We start from the raw sequence: 17447 nt of genomic DNA on the forward strand, positions 1-17447 counted from the left end.
GCGGGCGGATATCGCCTGCCCTTTATAAAGGGAAAGGAAAAATATTATGAACAAATCAATTAAAAAATATTTTCCTCTTTTTGCACTTCCAACGTTAGTTGCATTTACAATTGGTTTTATAATTCCTTTTGCTATGGGTATCTATCTTTCTTTTTGTAAATTCACAACTGTTACGGATGCAAAGTTTGTAGGACTATCTAACTATACCAAAATCTTTGGAGATGAGACATTTGTTCACTCATTATGGTATACAGCACTCTTTACAATTGTTTCTGTGCTTGCCATTAACTTTTTTGCATTCGTAATTGCGATGCTTTTAACAAAGGGTATTAGAGGAACAAATGCGTTCCGTACCATTTTCTTCATGCCGAACCTGATTGGTGGTATTGTATTAGGATATATCTGGCAGTTGATTTTCAATGGTATTCTCGCAAATTACAGCAGAACATTGGTATATAATGAAAAATATGGTTTCTGGGGTATGATTATCCTGATGTGCTGGCAGCAGATAGGTTATATGATGATTATCTATATCGCAGGTATCCAGAATATTCCTGGAGATTTGATTGAAGCTGCAGAAATCGACGGGGCAACTTCCTGGCAGGTACTTAAAAATGTAACCTTACCGATGGTAATGCCATCTATTACCGTATGTACATTTTTAACACTGACCAACGGATTTAAATTATTCGACCAGAACTTAGCATTGACAGCAGGTGAACCTGCAAAGAGATCACAGCTTTTAGCATTGAACATCTATGATACTTTCTATGGTAGAAACGGATGGGAAGGCGTTGGTCAGGCAAAAGCAGTTGTATTCTTTATTCTGGTAGCAATAATTGCACTTGGACAGAACTATCTGACCAGACGTAAGGAGGTGCAGCAGTAATGAGTAATGTAAGAAAAGCAAAACATGGCTGGATTTTTACCATTATATTTACTATTTTAAGTGTACTGTGGGTACTTCCAATTGTAATCGTATTTATGAACTCCTTTAAATTAAAGGCATATATTAACCGATTCCCGTTCCAGTTAGGACCGTTTAAAATGACTGACGGATGGGACAGATTTGTTGCCGGAGTACAGAAGGCATTTGTTGGATTAACCAACTATGCAGAAGGTATCCGCAAGATTAACTTCTTTAATGCGTTTGGAACATCATTATTTATCACAGTATGTTCTGTTGCAGTAATTATTCTCTGCACATCTATGTGTGCATGGTATATCATCCGCGTGAATGATAAGTTTTCAAAAGGTTTATATTGCCTTTGCCTGTTTTCCATGATTGTACCTTTCCAGATGGTAATGTTTACATTATCCAAGCTGTCCAATATGTTACATCTTGGAAATCCGGTTGGAATCATTTTAGTATATCTTGGATTTGGAGCAGGACTTGCGGTATTCATGTTTACCGGCTTTGTAAAGAGTATCCCGCTTGAAATCGAAGAAGCAGCAATGATTGATGGATGCAGCCCGATTCAGACATATTTCCAGGTTGTATTCCCGATTTTAAAGCCTACGGCAATTACAGTTGCAATTCTTCAGGTAATGTGGATCTGGAATGACTACCTTCTTCCATATCTGGTACTTGATATCAGAAAATGGAAAACGATTCCGATTGCAATTCAGTATTTGAAAGGTGGATATGGCTCTATCGACTGGGGCGCAATGATGGCTATGCTGGTACTGGCAATTCTTCCAATTATCATTTTCTATGGAATCTGTCAGAAATATATTATCGAAGGCGTTGTTGCAGGAGCTGTAAAAGGTTAAGCATTTATATAATAAGTATTTCGCTATAGATATAGTGTAAAGGCAGGACAAAACATGACAATAAAAGATATTGCAAAAGAATCCGGGTATTCAGTAAGTACTGTGTCAAGGGTTCTGAATAACAGGGATGATGTGAGTCCGGAAGCAGAAAAGAAGATTCGGCGGATTGTTGCAGAACACAATTTTGTTCCAAATGGAAATGCGAAGCATTTGAAACAGATTGCGTCTAAAACCATCTGCGTACTGATAAAAGGTACGTCGAATATGGTTTTTTCAGGGATAGCAGAAGAAATCCAGACGATTGTAAATAAGACTAGTTATACATTGAATATGATATATCTGGATGAAGAAGAAAATGAAGTAGAACAGGCAATTATTCAGTGTCGTGAAAGAAAACCTCTGGGGATTTTATTCCTCGGAGGTAATCCTGCATTTTTCAGGGAAAAGTTTCATGAAGTAAAAGTTCCATCGGTATTAGTGTCTACAGCAGGAAAAGATCTTGGCTTTCCGAACCTGTCCAGTGTAGCAACAGATGATGTGGAAGCGGCGAAATGTGCCATGAATTATCTGGTGAATCAGGGGCATGTTCATATTGGGGTAATTGGAGGAAATTTAAGTTCCTCTTATGTCAGTGAACAGCGTTATATCGGGTGCGAGAAATGCTTTGGTGAAAAGGGAAGAATATTTGATTACGATAAATATTTTGTGAAAGCAAGATTTGACTTTGGAAGTGCATATCGGGCTACGGAAAAGCTTTTGGAGAAGGCAAAGGATGTGACTGCTATATTTGCGATGAGTGATGTCATGGCAATTGGAGCAATTCGTGCGATACGAGACAGAGGTCTGTTGGTACCGGATGATATTTCCGTTGTGGGGTTTGACGGAATACCAATGGCGGATTACTATAATCCAAAGCTGACCACTATAAGACAGCGGTACCAGACGATGGCACAACGCAGTCTTGAAATACTATTTCGTACAATTGACTTGAAAACCAAGGCAGTACATGAGATAATACCTTTTGAACTTGCACTGGGGGAAAGTGTTCGTGAGATAGGAAAATAATCTAGTTTGCAGGAGGAATTTAATTATGAGAACAAGTGGGATATTAATGCATATATCTTCACTTCCGTCACCATACGGAATTGGTACAATGGGAAAGGAAGCCAGAAAATTTGTAGACTTTTTGGATAAAGCAGGACAGACTTACTGGCAGATATTACCGATATGCCCAACCAGTTATGGAGATTCTCCGTATCAGTCATTTTCAAGCTTTGCGGGGAATCCATATTTTATTGACTTAGATTATCTTTGTAAGGATAAGTTACTGACAAAAAAGGAATGTTTAAGCTATGAATGGGGAGAAAATCCGGAATTTGTAGAGTATGGAACACTTTATGAAAACCGTTTTCCTTTATTGAAAAAAGCATATCAGCGCTTTAAAAAAGCATTACCGGATGATTTTGCGGACTTTTGTGAGAAAAACAGTGACTGGTTAGAGGACTATGCACTGTTTATGGCATTGAAGGATGCAAATGGCGGGGTTGCATGGTTTGAATGGAAGAAAGATTTAAAACTCCGCAAACCATCAGCAATTGAAAATGCGAAAGAAGAATTTGCAGATGATGTTGAATTCTGGAAAATGCTGCAGTATCTGTTCTTCAAACAGTGGACAGAGCTGAAAGCATATGCTAATGAAAAAGGCATTCAGATTATCGGTGATGTACCTATTTATGTTGCTGGTGACAGCGCAGATGTATGGGCAAATCCGGGACAGTTCTATTTAGATGAGAACCTGGATCCGATTGATGTATCCGGATGTCCTCCAGATGCATTCTCCGATGATGGACAGTTATGGGGTAACCCGTTATTCCGTTGGGATGCTATGAAGAAGGATGGTTATACCTGGTGGACAAAACGTATCAAAGCAATGTCTGAATTGTATGATGTTGTTCGTATTGACCACTTCAGAGGTTTTGATTCATATTACGCAATTCCTGCAAAGGATAAGACAGCAAGAAATGGAGAGTGGAGAGAAGGTCCTGGTATGGACCTGTTCAATGCTCTGGAAAAGAAACTTGGCAGATTAAATATTATTGTAGAAGATCTGGGTTATTTAACACCGTCCGTAAAACAGTTGTTAAAGGATACCGGTTTCCCTGGAATGAAGTTAATCCAGTTTGCTTTTGACAGCAGAGAAGAGAGTGATTACCTTCCACATACATATCAAAAGAATTGTGTTGTTTATACTGGAACTCATGATAATGATACCATTATGGGATGGTTCAAGACGGCTCCAAAGGAAAGCGTTAAATATGCCAAAGAATATTTAAGATTAAACAAAGAAGAAGGATATAACTGGGGCACCATGAAAGCAGTATGGGGCTGTGTTGGTGATATGGCTATTGTTCCGATGCAGGATATTCTTGGAATTGGCAGTGAAGGACGTATGAATACACCATCTACACTTGGCATGAACTGGAAATGGCGTGCAGTAGATGGACAGATTACTTCGGCACTTGCAAAGAAAGTCTGCAAAAATATGGAAATCTACTGTAGAAAGAGAAAAACAAAAGAAGAGCTGGAAGCTTTAGAAACAGCAGAATAAAATGTATCATTTTATAGTAAACAATACCTCGGGAGGCGGCAGGTCCAAACGGGTCTGGGAGGAACTGCAGAATTACCTTCTGGAGCATGAAATAAGGTATAAAGCACATTTTACAGAGTATGAGGGCCATGCGAAGAAGCTTGCAGACCGTGTATGTGATATTGATAGAGAAAAAGTGTATCTTATTGTGGTCGGTGGTGATGGTACGTTAAATGAAGTACTGAACGGGATGCATGATTTTGAAAAAATCCGGTTTGGCTACATACCGACCGGCTCCGGGAATGATTTCGCAAGAGGTATGAAAATCAATGGAACACCTACAGAAAATTTAGAGCGGATACTTCAGGCGGAAGAGACAACGCCGATTGACTTAGGTTGTGTCAGCTGGGTGGAAGAAGGACAGAAGGAACAGAAGATTTTTGCAATTAGTTCCGGTCTTGGACTGGATGCGGATGTATGTAAACAGGCACTGCATTCCGGATTAAAGAAAGCATTAAATAAACTGGGACTTGGTTCATTAACCTACGTCTGTCTTACGATAAAATCCCTGTTTACCATGCCGACAGCAGAGGCGAAGATAGTATTTGATGATGAAGTGGAAGAGCCGATTTCCCGGATGATTTTTATTGCTGGAATGAATCAGTATTGTGAAGGCGGCGGAGTGCCGATGGCTCCGGATGCAGTGGCTACGGACGGAGAATTTTCGGTCTGCTGTGGCTATGGAGTGGCAAGGTGGCGTACCTTTTTTCTGCTGCCATTTCTGGTAAAGGGAAAACATACAGGATTTAAGTGCTTTGATATCCATAATTGCAGAAAATTCAGCGTGGATTTGGAAAAACCAATGGTATTGCATGCTGACGGAGAATATTGTGGGGATGTGACGCACGCAGAGTTTAGATGTCTTTCTGGAAAACTGAATATTTTGTTATAAAGGTGACTTCCTCCTGCATATACATATAACAGTATAGGCAGGAGGAATTTATATGGAAAATTTTAATACAGGCACTTATGATATGTATAAAGATATCAGTGCAAGGACAAATGGGGAAATTTACATAGGTGTGATTGGAGCTGTGCGGACCGGAAAGTCATCTTTTATCAAACGTTTCATGGAGCTGATGGTACTTCCGTTTATGGAGGATGAAAACAGCCGCCAGCGTGCGGTGGATGAAATGCCACAGGCGGCCCAGGGGAAAACCATTATGACAACAGAGCCGAAGTTTATTCCAAAAGATGCTGCAAAAATCCGGCTTGGCGAAGATGCCGAAGTAAAAGTGAGGCTGATTGACTGTGTGGGTTATATGGTAGAGGGTGCCACCGGACATCTGGAAAATGGTGTGGAGCGAATGGTAAAGACGCCTTGGTTTGAAGAGGAAATTCCTTTTACAAAGGCAGCAGAGGTCGGGACCAGAAAGGTTATTAATGACCATGCAACCATTGGAATTGTAGTAACTGCAGATGGCAGTTTCACAGATATCCCGCGGGAGAATTATGTGAAAGGTGAGGAAGAAACCATAAAAGAGCTGCAGAGAATCGGAAAACCCTTTGTTATGGTACTGAATTCCGTAAAACCATACAGCGAGGAAACGGCACAACTGGCAAAAGAATTAGAAGAAAAATATGAAGTCAGTGTATTTCCACTGAATTGTGAGCAGCTTCGAAAAGAAGATGTCTATGCAGTGCTGAAGGGTATCCTCTATGAATTCCCGGTGGTGAAGATGAATTTCTTTCTTCCGAAATGGGTAGAAATGTTGGAAATGAGTCATCCAATCAAAGAAAATGTGGTTGCAAATGCTGGAAAAATGCTGTCGGAAGTAACTCTGATTAAAGATTTGATGGATTACAAGATGGCTCCGGAGGGAGATTACATTTCCAATATGATGATGCAGGCGGTGAATCTGGAAAATGGCACAGCAGATATCCGGCTGGATATTGCAGATCAGTATTATTATGAAAATATCAGTGAACTGACCGGAACAGAAGTGACTGGGGAATACCAGCTTATTTCCATGATAAAAGAGCTTTCTGAGAAACGTAAGGAATATGAGAAGGTAGCGGATGCGGTACAATCGGTAGAAATGAAAGGATATGGAGTGGTGAGTCCGAAGCTTTCAGATATTAAAATGGATGATCCGGTGCTGATTAAACATGGCAATAAGTTTGGTGTAAAAATCAAGGCAGTAGCACCGTCTGTTCATATGATCCGGGCAAATATTGAAACGGAGATTGCACCGATTGTAGGAAGTGAAGAGCAGGCAAACGACCTGATTCATTATATCAAAGAGGGACAGAGCACAGAAGATGGAGTCTGGGGAACCAGCATTTTTGGAAAATCCATTGGAGAACTGATGGAAGACGGTATCCGCAGCAAGATTGGCATGATGGATGATGAAAGCCAGATGAAACTGCAGGATACCATGCAGAAAGTTGTAAATGATAATAATGGCGGATTAGTCTGTATTATTATTTAAGGATGCAAGCCGGTAATCCCGGGGCGATATTCCTTTCAGCTTATGGAACGTCTTGGAAAAATGCAGCCCATTGTCAAAGCCTACGGAATTAGCTACAGCAGTAATGGATAGGCTGGAGTGTTCTAAGAGATAGCATGCCTGTTTTAAACGAAACTGGGTCAGATAATTTTTCGGCGACTGACCCAGTATGGTTTCAAAAGAGCGGTACAGATGGCTCCGGCTTACGCCTACATAATCAGCAATATCTTCTACGTGAATCGGGTAGGAATAGTTGGCGGAAATATAGGCAATTCCTTTCTGGACATAGTTGCTGGAACTGTTATACTGTTCATTATTGCTGGCATGTTTCATAAAAAGAGCCAGCGTCTGATAGAGCCGTCCGGTCATTTCTACAGAATCCATGAAATCATTTCCGCAGGCTTCATAGATACCGAGAAGGTGTTCCCGGATGGATTCGGAAAGCGGCGTCTGGTGAATCAGTGGAAACTCCCTGGAAAAATCTGTGGCATTCAAAATAATGGCAGCGTCACTGCCATTAAAGCCTACCCAGGCATATTCCCACGGGTCTTTTTCGTCTGCATAATAGGTGATTTCGGTCTGAGGGTAGACAAGGAAGGTATCTCCGGTGGAAAGGGCATAAACTTTACCACCAACAGAATAATATCCTTTGCCGGATAGAATGTGATGAATCAGATAATGGTCACGGATTCCCGGTCCCCACTGGTAAAGAGGTTCACATTTCTGGAAACCGACATTATAGACGGAAAGGGAAACCAGTTCTTTTTTATTTACTTTATAAGAATTCTTATATTTTGGGTCCATCGTATGCCTCCCTTCTGGAATTTGCAGATAGATTATAGATATATTATAGAGGCTGTCCTTTGCAGATGCAACAAAAATACATATTGTTTATACAATAGATACTGTTCAAATACAGGAATATAAGGTATACTATTATTTGTAAGGAACACGAAAATACATATTTTAGTACAAAGGAGTGGAGAATATGTCTATTTTAGTTACAGGTGGAGCAGGTTATATCGGAAGTCATACCTGCGTGGAATTACAGCAGGCAGGCTATGACGTAGTAGTGCTGGATAATTTGTCCAATGCCAGCGAAAAATCATTGGAGCGTGTAAAAGCGCTTACTGGAAAAGAAGTTACATTTTACCGTGGAGATATATTAGACCGTGATATCTTAAATGAAATCATGGAAAAAGAGAAGATTGACTGCTGCATTCATTTTGCAGGATTAAAAGCAGTTGGAGAATCTGTGGTAAAGCCATGGGAATATTATAATAACAACATTGCAGGAACATTGACTTTAGTAGATGTGATGCGCCAGCACGGCTGCAAGAATATTATCTTTTCTTCCTCCGCGACCGTATATGGTGATCCGGCACAGATTCCAATCACAGAGGAATGCCCGAAGGGACAGTGTACCAATCCATATGGCTGGACGAAATCCATGTTAGAGCAGATTCTTATGGATATGCAGAAAGCTGATCCGGAATGGAATGTTATCTTATTAAGATATTTTAACCCAATCGGAGCACATCAGAGCGGAACTATGGGAGAAAACCCGAATGGAATTCCGAACAATCTGATGCCATATATTACCCAGGTGGCAGTTGGAAAGTTAAAAGAGCTTGGCGTATTTGGAAATGATTATGATACACCGGACGGAACCGGGGTAAGAGACTACATTCATGTAGTAGACCTGGCAAAGGGACATGTAAAGGCATTAAAGAAGATTGAGGAAAATGCCGGATTAAGTATTTACAATCTTGGTACCGGACATGGTTATAGTGTACTTGATATTGTAAAGAATTTTGAAGAAGCAACAGGCGTAAAGATTCCTTATTCCATTAAGCCACGTCGTGCCGGCGACATTGCGACCTGTTATTGCGACCCTTCAAAGGCAGAGCGGGAGCTTGGCTGGAAAGCAGAGTTTGGCATTCGTGAAATGTGTGCCGATTCCTGGAGATGGCAGAAGAATAATCCGAATGGATATGAGGACTAGAAAGAAGCTGAAGAAAAAAATTGCAAAAAAATTAAAAAAGTGCTTGCAATTTAGAGGGCGTCGTGTTATAGTATCACTTGTCCGGTTCATTGGTCAAGCGGTTAAGACGCCGCCCTCTCACGGCGGAAACAGGGGTTCGATTCCCCTATGAACTGCTCACTATTAATAATTTAATAGCCCAACCCATAGAAGATGCTGAAAGCCAGATAATGGTTTTACAGCATTTTTTATTTACGCGAGTAGCGAGAAAAATCGCATGCTTGCATGCATATTTGGCAAGCACTGCGATAACTCGAGAAACTCTCAAAGTGTGTTTATACTATTTTGCGTAAAAATTCGAATTGCAATAATTAACTAAAATTTACGAAAATATCTCTTCCAAATCAGCATTTGTTATGTTATAATTTACTATGTTTCTGGTAATAAACAAGGAAAAAATAAGCAAATCTAACAAATGTATGATGGAGGGTGACATGAAGAGAAGAGGAAAAGCATTGGGGATGGCATTGCTGCTTATCATGATGACTGTTTTTTCAGTAGTCTCAGATGCGGCAATGGTAAAGGCTGACGAACTTTTGATTAAGCTGCATTACCACAGAGCAGACGACAATTACGATGGATGGGATGTCTGGATGTGGGGAGAAGGTGCGGATGGTGCAGCTTATGAACTGGCAGAGGAAGATGGTGACCATGTGGCAACCATGGAAGTAACACCGGGTACAACCTCTGTGGGATTTATTGTGCGTACAGCAGACTGGACCAAGGATGTTGATGAAGACCAGTTCATTGATATTTCTGAGATGGTATCCGGCACTGTGGATATTTATGTGGAGTCCGGTGTGAAAGGATATACCAAAGAATATGGTGATGATGCTGTAACCGGAACTAAATTATCCGGAGCCAAATATGATGGGGAAGGCGCAGTAACCGTTCAGATGACCGGAGCAGTTGAAGGGGATCTGATGCAGGCATTTTCCATTAAGAGTGCCGATGGTGTGGCGGTTACTATCAAAGAAGTAACACAAGATGATGATTTCGTATATCAGGTAGTTGTGGAAGAACCATTAGATGCTTATAAGAGCTATCAGATTACATACGAAGGAACTGAATATAAAGTAGTGATGCCGAGCGTATATTCCACCAAAGAATTTGAAGAAGAATATACTTATGACGGAGATGACCTTGGTGCAACCTGGACAAAAGACAGCACAGCGTTCCGTCTCTGGGCACCAACCGCACAGGCTGTTTCTGTAAATCTCTATGAATCAGGAACAGAAGGAACCGATGATTTAATCGAATCCATTCCAATGACTGCAGATATAAACGGAACCTGGGTGGCATCAAAGGATGGAGATTTAAATGGTACCTATTATACTTATACCGTTACCATTAATGGTGAGGAAAAAGAAGCCAATGACCCATATGCAAGAACCACAGGTGTCAACGGAAAACGTGCCATGATAATTGATTTGGAATCCACCAATCCAGAAGGGTGGGACAGTGACAGTAACCCACATGCCGGAGAGGGTATTAATGATGCTGTTATTTATGAAATGCATATCCGTGACGTCTCTTCAGATTCCAGTTCCGGAATTGAAAACGTTGGAAAATATTTAGGACTGACAGAGACCGGAACCACAACTGAAAATGGTGTTCCGACCGGACTTGACCATATCAAGGATTTGGGAATCACACATTTACATTTACTTCCGTTTTATGATTATGGTTCCGTAGATGAAACAAAGCTGGATACACCGCAATTTAACTGGGGATATGATCCGGTCAACTACAACGTACCGGAAGGCTCTTATTCCACGGATCCATATCATGGAGAAGTCCGGGTGAAAGAAGCTAAAGAAATGGTAAAGACGTTACATGATAATGATATCAGTGTCGTTATGGACGTGGTTTACAATCATGTATACAATGCAGGAGAATTCTGTTTTAACGTAATTGTGCCGGAGTATTTCTCGAGAGTAAATGATAATGGGACTTATTCTAATGGTTCCGGCTGTGGAAATGACACCGCATCCGAGCGTTCCATGGTGAAGAAATATATTGTGGACTCAGTAAAATACTGGGCAGATGAATATCATATTGATGGCTTCCGTTTTGACCTGGTAGGACTTTTGGATACGGAAACCATGAACGAGGTTATCGAGGAAGTGCACAAAGACCACCCGGATGTTATTTTCTACGGAGAAGGATGGTCGATGCAGACAAGCCTTACCAAAGAAGGATATTCCATGACAACACAGACCAATTCCACGGAAGTACCGGAAATGGCTTTTTTCAGTGATACGTTAAGAGATTTGTTAAAAGGAAATACATTTTCAACTACAGAAAAAGGTTTTGTATCCGGAGCAAATGGCAAAGAGAAGACCTTACAAAAATGCTTTATGGGATTATCGCCTGAATGGTGTACTACACCTTCCCAGTCCATTAACTACGCATCCTGTCACGATAATCTTTCCCTGATGGATCGTATTATCCGTTCTACTCCGGAAGCTTCCGTGGAGGAGCGAATCCGCATGAACAATCTTGCAGCAGCCATTTATATGACGGCAGAGGGTGTTCCGTTTATGCAGGCAGGAGAAGAATTCTTAAGAAGCAAAGTGAAAGCAGATGGTGGTCTTGATGAAAACAGCTATGCCTCACCAGATTCAGTAAACAGCTTAAAATGGAGCAATCTGGAAGATGAACAGTATCAGAATGTTTACCAGTATTATAAAGGACTGATTGCATTCCGTAAGGCACATCCGGTGCTTCGCCTTGACAATGCAGAGGATGTAAAAGCACATGTGACTCCGGTAGAAGATTTAGATGATAATGTAGTAGCGTTTGCAATTACTGGTGATGTTGACGGAGAGACAGCAGATGGAATGTATGTGATCTTCAATGCCAATAATGAGAAAAAAGAAGTAACTCTTCCGGAAGGAAACTGGAATGTATGCATTAATGATACCTTAGCAGGAACAGATACGATTGAAACAATTTCTGGAACAGCAGAAGTAGCTCCGGTTTCTGCATTGATTTTAGTAAAAGGTGATGGAAACGGCAGCACAGCAGTAGTATCTGCAGGAACATTACCAGCATGGATGGCATATGTATTTACAATTCTGGTTGCCGTAGTGATTGGAGCATGTTCTGTCTGGTCACAGAAAAAGGCAGGAAAAGCCGGCAGAAAGTAGATAATTTGGAAATAAAATCTTGCAATTTAAGAAAATAGTGCTATAATAATACAGTACATGATGATTTAGGCTTTGAGAGTGGGCGTTGCGTCCACTCTCAATTCATGTTTAGAACAAAATTTAGACAGATGGAAAGGTGGTTACATGTCCAGAAAAGAAATTTATGAACAGAAGACAGAAAGCTTCATTCAGCCAATCGTTGATAAGTATCATTTTGAACTGGTAGATGTGGAATATGTCAAGGAAGGTTCCGACTGGTACTTACGGGCTTACATTGATAAGGAAGGCGGAATTACCGTCAATGACTGTGAAATGGTAGCACGGGAAATGAATGAGATTCTGGATCGGGAAGATTATGTGGAAGACTCTTATATTTTTGAAGTGAGTTCGCCGGGACTTGGCAGACCGTTGAAGAAAGAAAAGGACTATGTCCGTTCTATGGGAAAAGAAGTGGAGATACGTCTGTATCGTGCCATAGATCATGAAAAGGAATTTTGTGGAGTCTTAAGTGCATATGATGAGAATACCGTAACAATTGAAGACGAATCTTATGGACAGAAGGTATTTGATAAGAAGGATATTGCATTAATCCGTCTTGCCATCGATTTTTAATCATTAACATAGCATACAACTTAGAAAATAAGTATATAGGAGGATAAAGAAATGAATAACGAGTTGTTGGAAGCATTGACAATACTGGAGCAGGAAAAAAATATCAGCAAAGAGACTTTACTTGAGGCAATTGAGAATTCTCTGCTGACTGCATGCAAAAACCATTTTGGAAAGGCAGATAATATTAAAGTAAATATTGACCCGGAAACATGCGAGTTCCATGTGCTTGCTGAGAAGACCGTAGTGGAAAAAGTAGAAGATGATGTAACAGAAATCAGCCTTGCAAATGCACGCATGATTGATTCTAAGTACAATCTTGGTGATGTGGTAAATGTAGAAGTTAAATCCAAAGAATTTGGACGTATTGCAACACAGAATGCAAAGAACGTAATTTTACAGAAGATTCGTGAGGAAGAAAGAAAAGCAATTTACAGCGAATATTATAGCATGGAAAAAGACGTTGTAACCGGAATTGTACAGAGATATGTTGGAAAAAATATTTCCATTAATCTTGGTAAAGCAGATGCCATTCTTACTGAAAATGAGCAGGTAAAGGGTGAAGTATTCAAACCGACCGAACGTATCAAGGTATATATCCTGGAAGTAAAATCTACACCAAAGGGACCTAAGATTATGGTTTCAAGAACTCATCCGGAATTAGTAAAACGTCTGTTTGAAGCAGAAGTTACTGAAGTAAAAGATGGTATTGTAGAGATTAAGAGTATTGCCCGTGAAGCAGGAAGCAGAACAAAGATTGCTGTTTACTCCAATGACCCTGATGTAGATCCGGTAGGAGCATGTGTAGGTATGAACGGAGCCAGGGTAAATGCTATCGTAAGTGAATTACGCGGTGAGAAAATTGATATCATTAACTGGAATGAGAATCCTGCTATGTTAATCGAGAACGCATTAAGCCCAGCAAAAGTTATTTCCGTAATCGCAGATGGCGAAGAGAAGAGCGCAAAGGTTGTTGTTCCGGATTATCAGTTATCCCTTGCTATCGGTAAAGAAGGACAGAATGCAAGACTTGCTGCAAGACTGACCGGATTCAAGATTGATATCAAGAGTGAGACACAGGCAAGAGAGTCCGGTGAATTCATGGATTATGAAAATGATTACGAGGACTATGATGAGGAGTATGAAGAGGGTTATGAGGAAGGTTATGAAGAAGAAAACGCAGGAGATGGTGAGTTCATAGATGGCAACGAATAAGAAGATTCCTATGCGGAAATGTGTAGGATGCCAGGAAATGAAAAGCAAGAAAGAACTGATTCGGATTATTCATACGCCGGAAGATGAACTTGTAGTGGACTCCACTGGAAGGAAGAATGGAAGAGGCGCATATATCTGTCCGAATATGGATTGCTTTTTGGCAGCAAAAAAGACAAAGGGCTTGGAAAGATCTTTGAAAATGGCGATTCCGGAAGAAATATATGAGGAGTTGCAAAAGGAGATGCAGAATATTGAAACAAGATAAGGTGTTATCCATGCTTGGACTTTCTGCCAAGGCAGGAAATGTTGCAAGCGGAGAATTTTCAACAGAGAAAGCGGTAAAAGAAGGAAAGGCTCATCTGGTCATTGTCGCAGGAGATGCTTCAGATAATACGAAGAAACATTTCCGTGATATGTGCAGCTTTTATGAAGTGCCATTTTATGCTTATGCTGATAAGGAGAGTCTCGGACATCATATTGGAAAAGAATTTCGGGCATCATTGGCAGTTACCAACGAAGGTCTTGCCAAAGCCGTCATAAAGCAATTGAAACTGTTAACAACTGAATAACGGAGGTAGTTATATATGTCAAAACTCAGAGTATATGAACTCGCAAAAGAATTAAATATAAAGCCGCAGGATGTTTTGGATTCCTTAAAAGGAACCCAGTATGAAGTAAAGACATCCAGCAATAGTATAGATGAAGATGCACAGAAGCTGGTGCGTTCTAAAGTAAACGGAGCAGCAAAACCGGCAGTAAAGCCAGCAGCAGAGACAAAGCCGGCAGGCGAAGCAAAAGCTGCAACAGAAGCAAAGCCAGCAGGTGAAACAAAAGCTGCAGGCGAGGCAAAATCAACAGAGGCACCGGCTCGACCGAAGAAAAAAGCAAGTATTTCTGCTGTATTTAACCCACAGAACAGCAAGACCAATCCGGGAAGCAGACGTCAGGCTTATCACACCAATGCCAAGACCGGAGAAACAAGAAGACCGGCACCGGCTGCAAGACCAGCTCAGCCTGCAAAACCGGCAGCACCAAAGCCTGCAGAAGTAAAAACTGCAGAAGTTAAGCCGGCAGAGGTAAAAGCAACAGAAGTTAAGGCTGCAGAAGTAAAACCAGCAGAAACGAAAACTGCAGAAGTAAAGACTACGGAAACAAAAACTGTTCAGGAGAAACCGGTAGTGAAAACAGAAGAGAAGAAGACGGAGACAAGAAACTTTAACAATAACCGTCAGCAGGGAGACAGACCATACAACAATAACCGTCCACAGGGAGACAGACCGTATAATAACAACCGCCCACAGGGAGACAGACCGTATAATAACCGTCAGCAGGGAGACAGACCGTACAACAATAACCGCCCGCAGGGGGACAGACCATATAATAACCGTCAGCAGGGAGACAGACCGTATAATAACAACCGCCCGCAGGGAGACAGACCGTACAATAACAACCGCCCGCAGGGAGACAGACCGTACAACAATAACCGCCCACAGGGAGACAGACCATACAATAATAACCGTCCACAAGGCGACAGAAATGGAAGAGGCGGAAGAAATGGTGGAAGATTCGATCAGGAATTAAACCGTTTCAATAAAGAAGCTATCCAGGCAGGTCCGGATGATTTAAGAAAAGAAAGCCGTGAAAACCGTGACCGTGACAATACCCGTAAGAAACAGGTGCAGGAGCACGATAAGTTAGGAAGCAAGAAACAGGAAAGATATGTAAATCTTGAGAAAAACGGCGGTAAGAAGAAACGTCCTGCACAGCCGAAACCAAAGGAAGAAGATACCATCCGCAGCGTATCCCTGCCGGAGCGTATGACGATTAAGGAACTGGCAGATAAGATGAAGGTTCAGGCTTCTGAAATCATCAAGAAGCTCTTTATGAAGGGACAGATGGTTACCGTAAATCAGGAAATCGACTATGACAGTGCAGAAGAAATTGCACTGGAATTTAACTGTATTGCAGAGCCGGAAGAAAAGGTAGACGTAATTGCAGAGCTTTTAAAAGAGGATGAAGAAAGAGAAGAAGATTTAGTTCCAAGACCACCTGTTGTCTGTGTAATGGGTCACGTTGACCATGGTAAAACATCCCTTCTGGATGCAATCCGTAATACACATGTAACAGACCGTGAGGCTGGTGGTATCACACAGCATATCGGAGCATATGTGGTAAGTATCAACGGACAGAAGATTACCTTCTTAGATACACCGGGACATGAAGCATTTACCGCAATGCGTCTGCGTGGAGCAAAATCTACCGACATCGCAATTCTTGTAGTTGCAGCAGATGATGGTGTCATGCCACAGACTGTAGAAGCAATTAACCATGCTAAAGCAGCCGGAATTGAAATCGTAGTAGCAATCAATAAGATTGATAAGCCAAATGCCAATATCGACCGAGTAAAACAGGAGTTATCCGAATATGAACTGATTCCGGAAGACTGGGGTGGAAGCACCATCTTTGTACCGGTATCTGCTCATACCCACGAAGGTATTGACCAGTTATTGGAAATGTTATTATTAACAGCAGAAGTCAGCGAATTAAAGGCAAATCCAAAACGTAAAGCCCGTGGTGTTATCATTGAGGCACAGCTGGATAAAGGAAGAGGAGCTGTAGCAACTGTTTTAGTACAGAAGGGAACCCTTACAGTTGGTGAGCCGATTGCCTGTGGTAGTGCATATGGTAAAGTGCGTGCCATGATTGACGATAAGGGAAGAAGAGTAAAAGAAGCCGGACCATCCATGCCGGTAGAGATTTTAGGACTTTCCAGTGTACCGGATGCAGGAGAAACATTCGTAGCATGTGACAGTGAAAAAGATGCAAGAAACTTTGCAGAGACATATATTTCCGAAGGAAAGGCAAAACTGTTAGAGGAGACCCGTTCCAGAATGTCTTTAGATGACCTGTTCTCACAGATTCAGTCCGGAGATGTAAAAGAGCTGGATATCATCGTTAAAGCAGACGTCCAGGGTTCTGTAGAAGCCGTAAAACAGAGTCTTGTAAAACTTTCCAACGACGAAGTTGTGGTTAAGATTATCCATGGTGGTGTTGGTGCAATCAACGAATCTGATGTTACTTTAGCATCTGCATCTAACGCAATTATCATTGGATTTAACGTAAGACCGGACCCTACAGCAAAGGTTACTGCTGAAAATGAAGGTGTAGATATCCGTCTTTATAAAGTTATCTATAACGCAATTGAAGACGTAGAAGCTGCTATGAAGGGAATGTTAGATCCTGTATACGAAGAAAAAGTAATCGGCCATGCAGAAGTTCGTCAGATTTTCAAAGCATCCGGTGTTGGTAACATTGCAGGTTCTTATGTATTGGATGGTAACTTTGAGCGTGGATGTAAAGTCCGTATTACCCGTGAGGGAACACAGATATTTGAAGGAAATCTTGCTTCCCTGAAACGTTTCAAGGACGATGTGAAGGAAGTAAAAGCCGGATATGAGTGTGGTCTTGTATTCGAAGGATTTAATGATATTGCAGAACTGGATCAGGTAGAGGCATATAAGATGGTAGAGGTTGCCAGATAATCTGATAGAAGGACA

Annotated in this window: 14 protein-coding genes and 1 tRNA gene; 14 read left to right on the top strand and 1 reads right to left on the bottom strand. The window is 41.2% G+C overall.

Annotated elements, in window-relative coordinates; all coding sequences use genetic code 11:
• Positions 1-46: 46 nt before the first annotated feature.
• The 6 genes from DWW33_RS00590 to spoIVA are packed head-to-tail and all read left to right on the top strand — an operon-like array spanning position 47 to position 6852.
• Positions 47-889, top strand: a complete 843-nt coding sequence (locus DWW33_RS00590) for a carbohydrate ABC transporter permease (RefSeq protein ID WP_117697151.1) — start codon at positions 47-49, stop codon at positions 887-889.
• Positions 889-1773 (top strand): carbohydrate ABC transporter permease, encoded by an 885-nt coding sequence (locus DWW33_RS00595; RefSeq protein WP_117840993.1) that lies wholly within the window; start codon positions 889-891, stop codon positions 1771-1773. The genes DWW33_RS00590 and DWW33_RS00595 overlap by 1 nt, the downstream gene beginning before the upstream one ends.
• A 54-nt stretch (positions 1774-1827) precedes the next feature.
• On the top strand, positions 1828-2838 hold the full coding sequence (locus DWW33_RS00600) for a LacI family DNA-binding transcriptional regulator (RefSeq protein WP_118638662.1): 1011 nt from the start codon (positions 1828-1830) through the stop codon (positions 2836-2838).
• Between the two features lie 25 nt (positions 2839-2863).
• Positions 2864-4381, top strand: a complete 1518-nt coding sequence (malQ, locus tag DWW33_RS00605; protein ID WP_117840994.1) for a 4-alpha-glucanotransferase — start codon at positions 2864-2866, stop codon at positions 4379-4381.
• Between the two features lies 1 nt (position 4382).
• Positions 4383-5312, top strand: coding sequence for a diacylglycerol/lipid kinase family protein (locus DWW33_RS00610; RefSeq protein WP_117840995.1), 930 nt, complete (start codon positions 4383-4385; stop codon positions 5310-5312).
• Positions 5313-5364: 52 nt separating this feature from the next.
• Positions 5365-6852, top strand: coding sequence for a stage IV sporulation protein A (gene spoIVA, locus DWW33_RS00615; protein ID WP_117840996.1), 1488 nt, complete (start codon positions 5365-5367; stop codon positions 6850-6852).
• Here the strand turns inward: spoIVA and DWW33_RS00620 are convergent.
• Positions 6832-7674: an AraC family transcriptional regulator gene (locus DWW33_RS00620; protein ID WP_117840997.1), complete on the bottom strand. Its 843-nt coding sequence runs from the start codon at positions 7672-7674 to the stop codon at positions 6832-6834. The genes spoIVA and DWW33_RS00620 overlap by 21 nt on opposite strands.
• 184 nt (positions 7675-7858) lie before the next feature.
• On the opposite strand from DWW33_RS00620, the gene galE reads away from it, so the two are divergent.
• The 8 genes from galE (at position 7859) to infB (ending at position 17432) form a co-directional block, all read left to right on the top strand.
• Positions 7859-8875, top strand: coding sequence for a UDP-glucose 4-epimerase GalE (gene galE / locus DWW33_RS00625; protein ID WP_022242586.1), 1017 nt, complete (start codon positions 7859-7861; stop codon positions 8873-8875).
• A gap of 83 nt (positions 8876-8958) precedes the next feature.
• Positions 8959-9030: transfer RNA gene (locus tag DWW33_RS00630), tRNA-Glu, on the top strand.
• Positions 9031-9348: 318 nt separating this feature from the next.
• Positions 9349-12066, top strand: coding sequence for a type I pullulanase (gene pulA / locus DWW33_RS00635; protein WP_118638663.1), 2718 nt, complete (start codon positions 9349-9351; stop codon positions 12064-12066).
• Positions 12067-12210: 144 nt separating this feature from the next.
• Complete coding sequence (gene rimP, locus DWW33_RS00640; protein WP_022242582.1) at positions 12211-12678, top strand: ribosome maturation factor RimP; 468 nt, start codon at positions 12211-12213, stop codon at positions 12676-12678.
• A 51-nt stretch (positions 12679-12729) separates the two neighbouring features.
• Positions 12730-13890 (top strand): transcription termination factor NusA, encoded by a 1161-nt coding sequence (nusA, locus tag DWW33_RS00645; RefSeq protein WP_118540631.1) that lies wholly within the window; start codon positions 12730-12732, stop codon positions 13888-13890.
• On the top strand, positions 13877-14155 hold the full coding sequence (gene rnpM, locus DWW33_RS00650) for an RNase P modulator RnpM (protein WP_022242580.1): 279 nt from the start codon (positions 13877-13879) through the stop codon (positions 14153-14155). The genes nusA and rnpM overlap by 14 nt, the downstream gene beginning before the upstream one ends.
• The gene (locus DWW33_RS00655; RefSeq protein WP_022242579.1) at positions 14142-14459 is read left to right on the top strand and encodes a L7Ae/L30e/S12e/Gadd45 family ribosomal protein; all 318 of its coding nucleotides are present in this window, start codon (positions 14142-14144) and stop codon (positions 14457-14459) included. Before rnpM ends, DWW33_RS00655 begins: the two co-directional genes overlap by 14 nt.
• 15 nt (positions 14460-14474) lie before the next feature.
• Positions 14475-17432 carry a translation initiation factor IF-2 gene (infB, locus tag DWW33_RS00660; RefSeq protein ID WP_118638664.1) on the top strand — a complete coding sequence of 986 codons (2958 nt, stop codon included), beginning with the start codon at positions 14475-14477 and terminating at the stop codon, positions 17430-17432.
• The last annotated feature ends 15 nt before the right edge of the window (positions 17433-17447 follow it).

It is taken from the genome of Roseburia sp. AF15-21, assembly GCF_003479505.1.
GTDB classification, from domain to species: Bacteria; Bacillota; Clostridia; order Lachnospirales; family Lachnospiraceae; genus Roseburia_C; species Roseburia_C amylophila.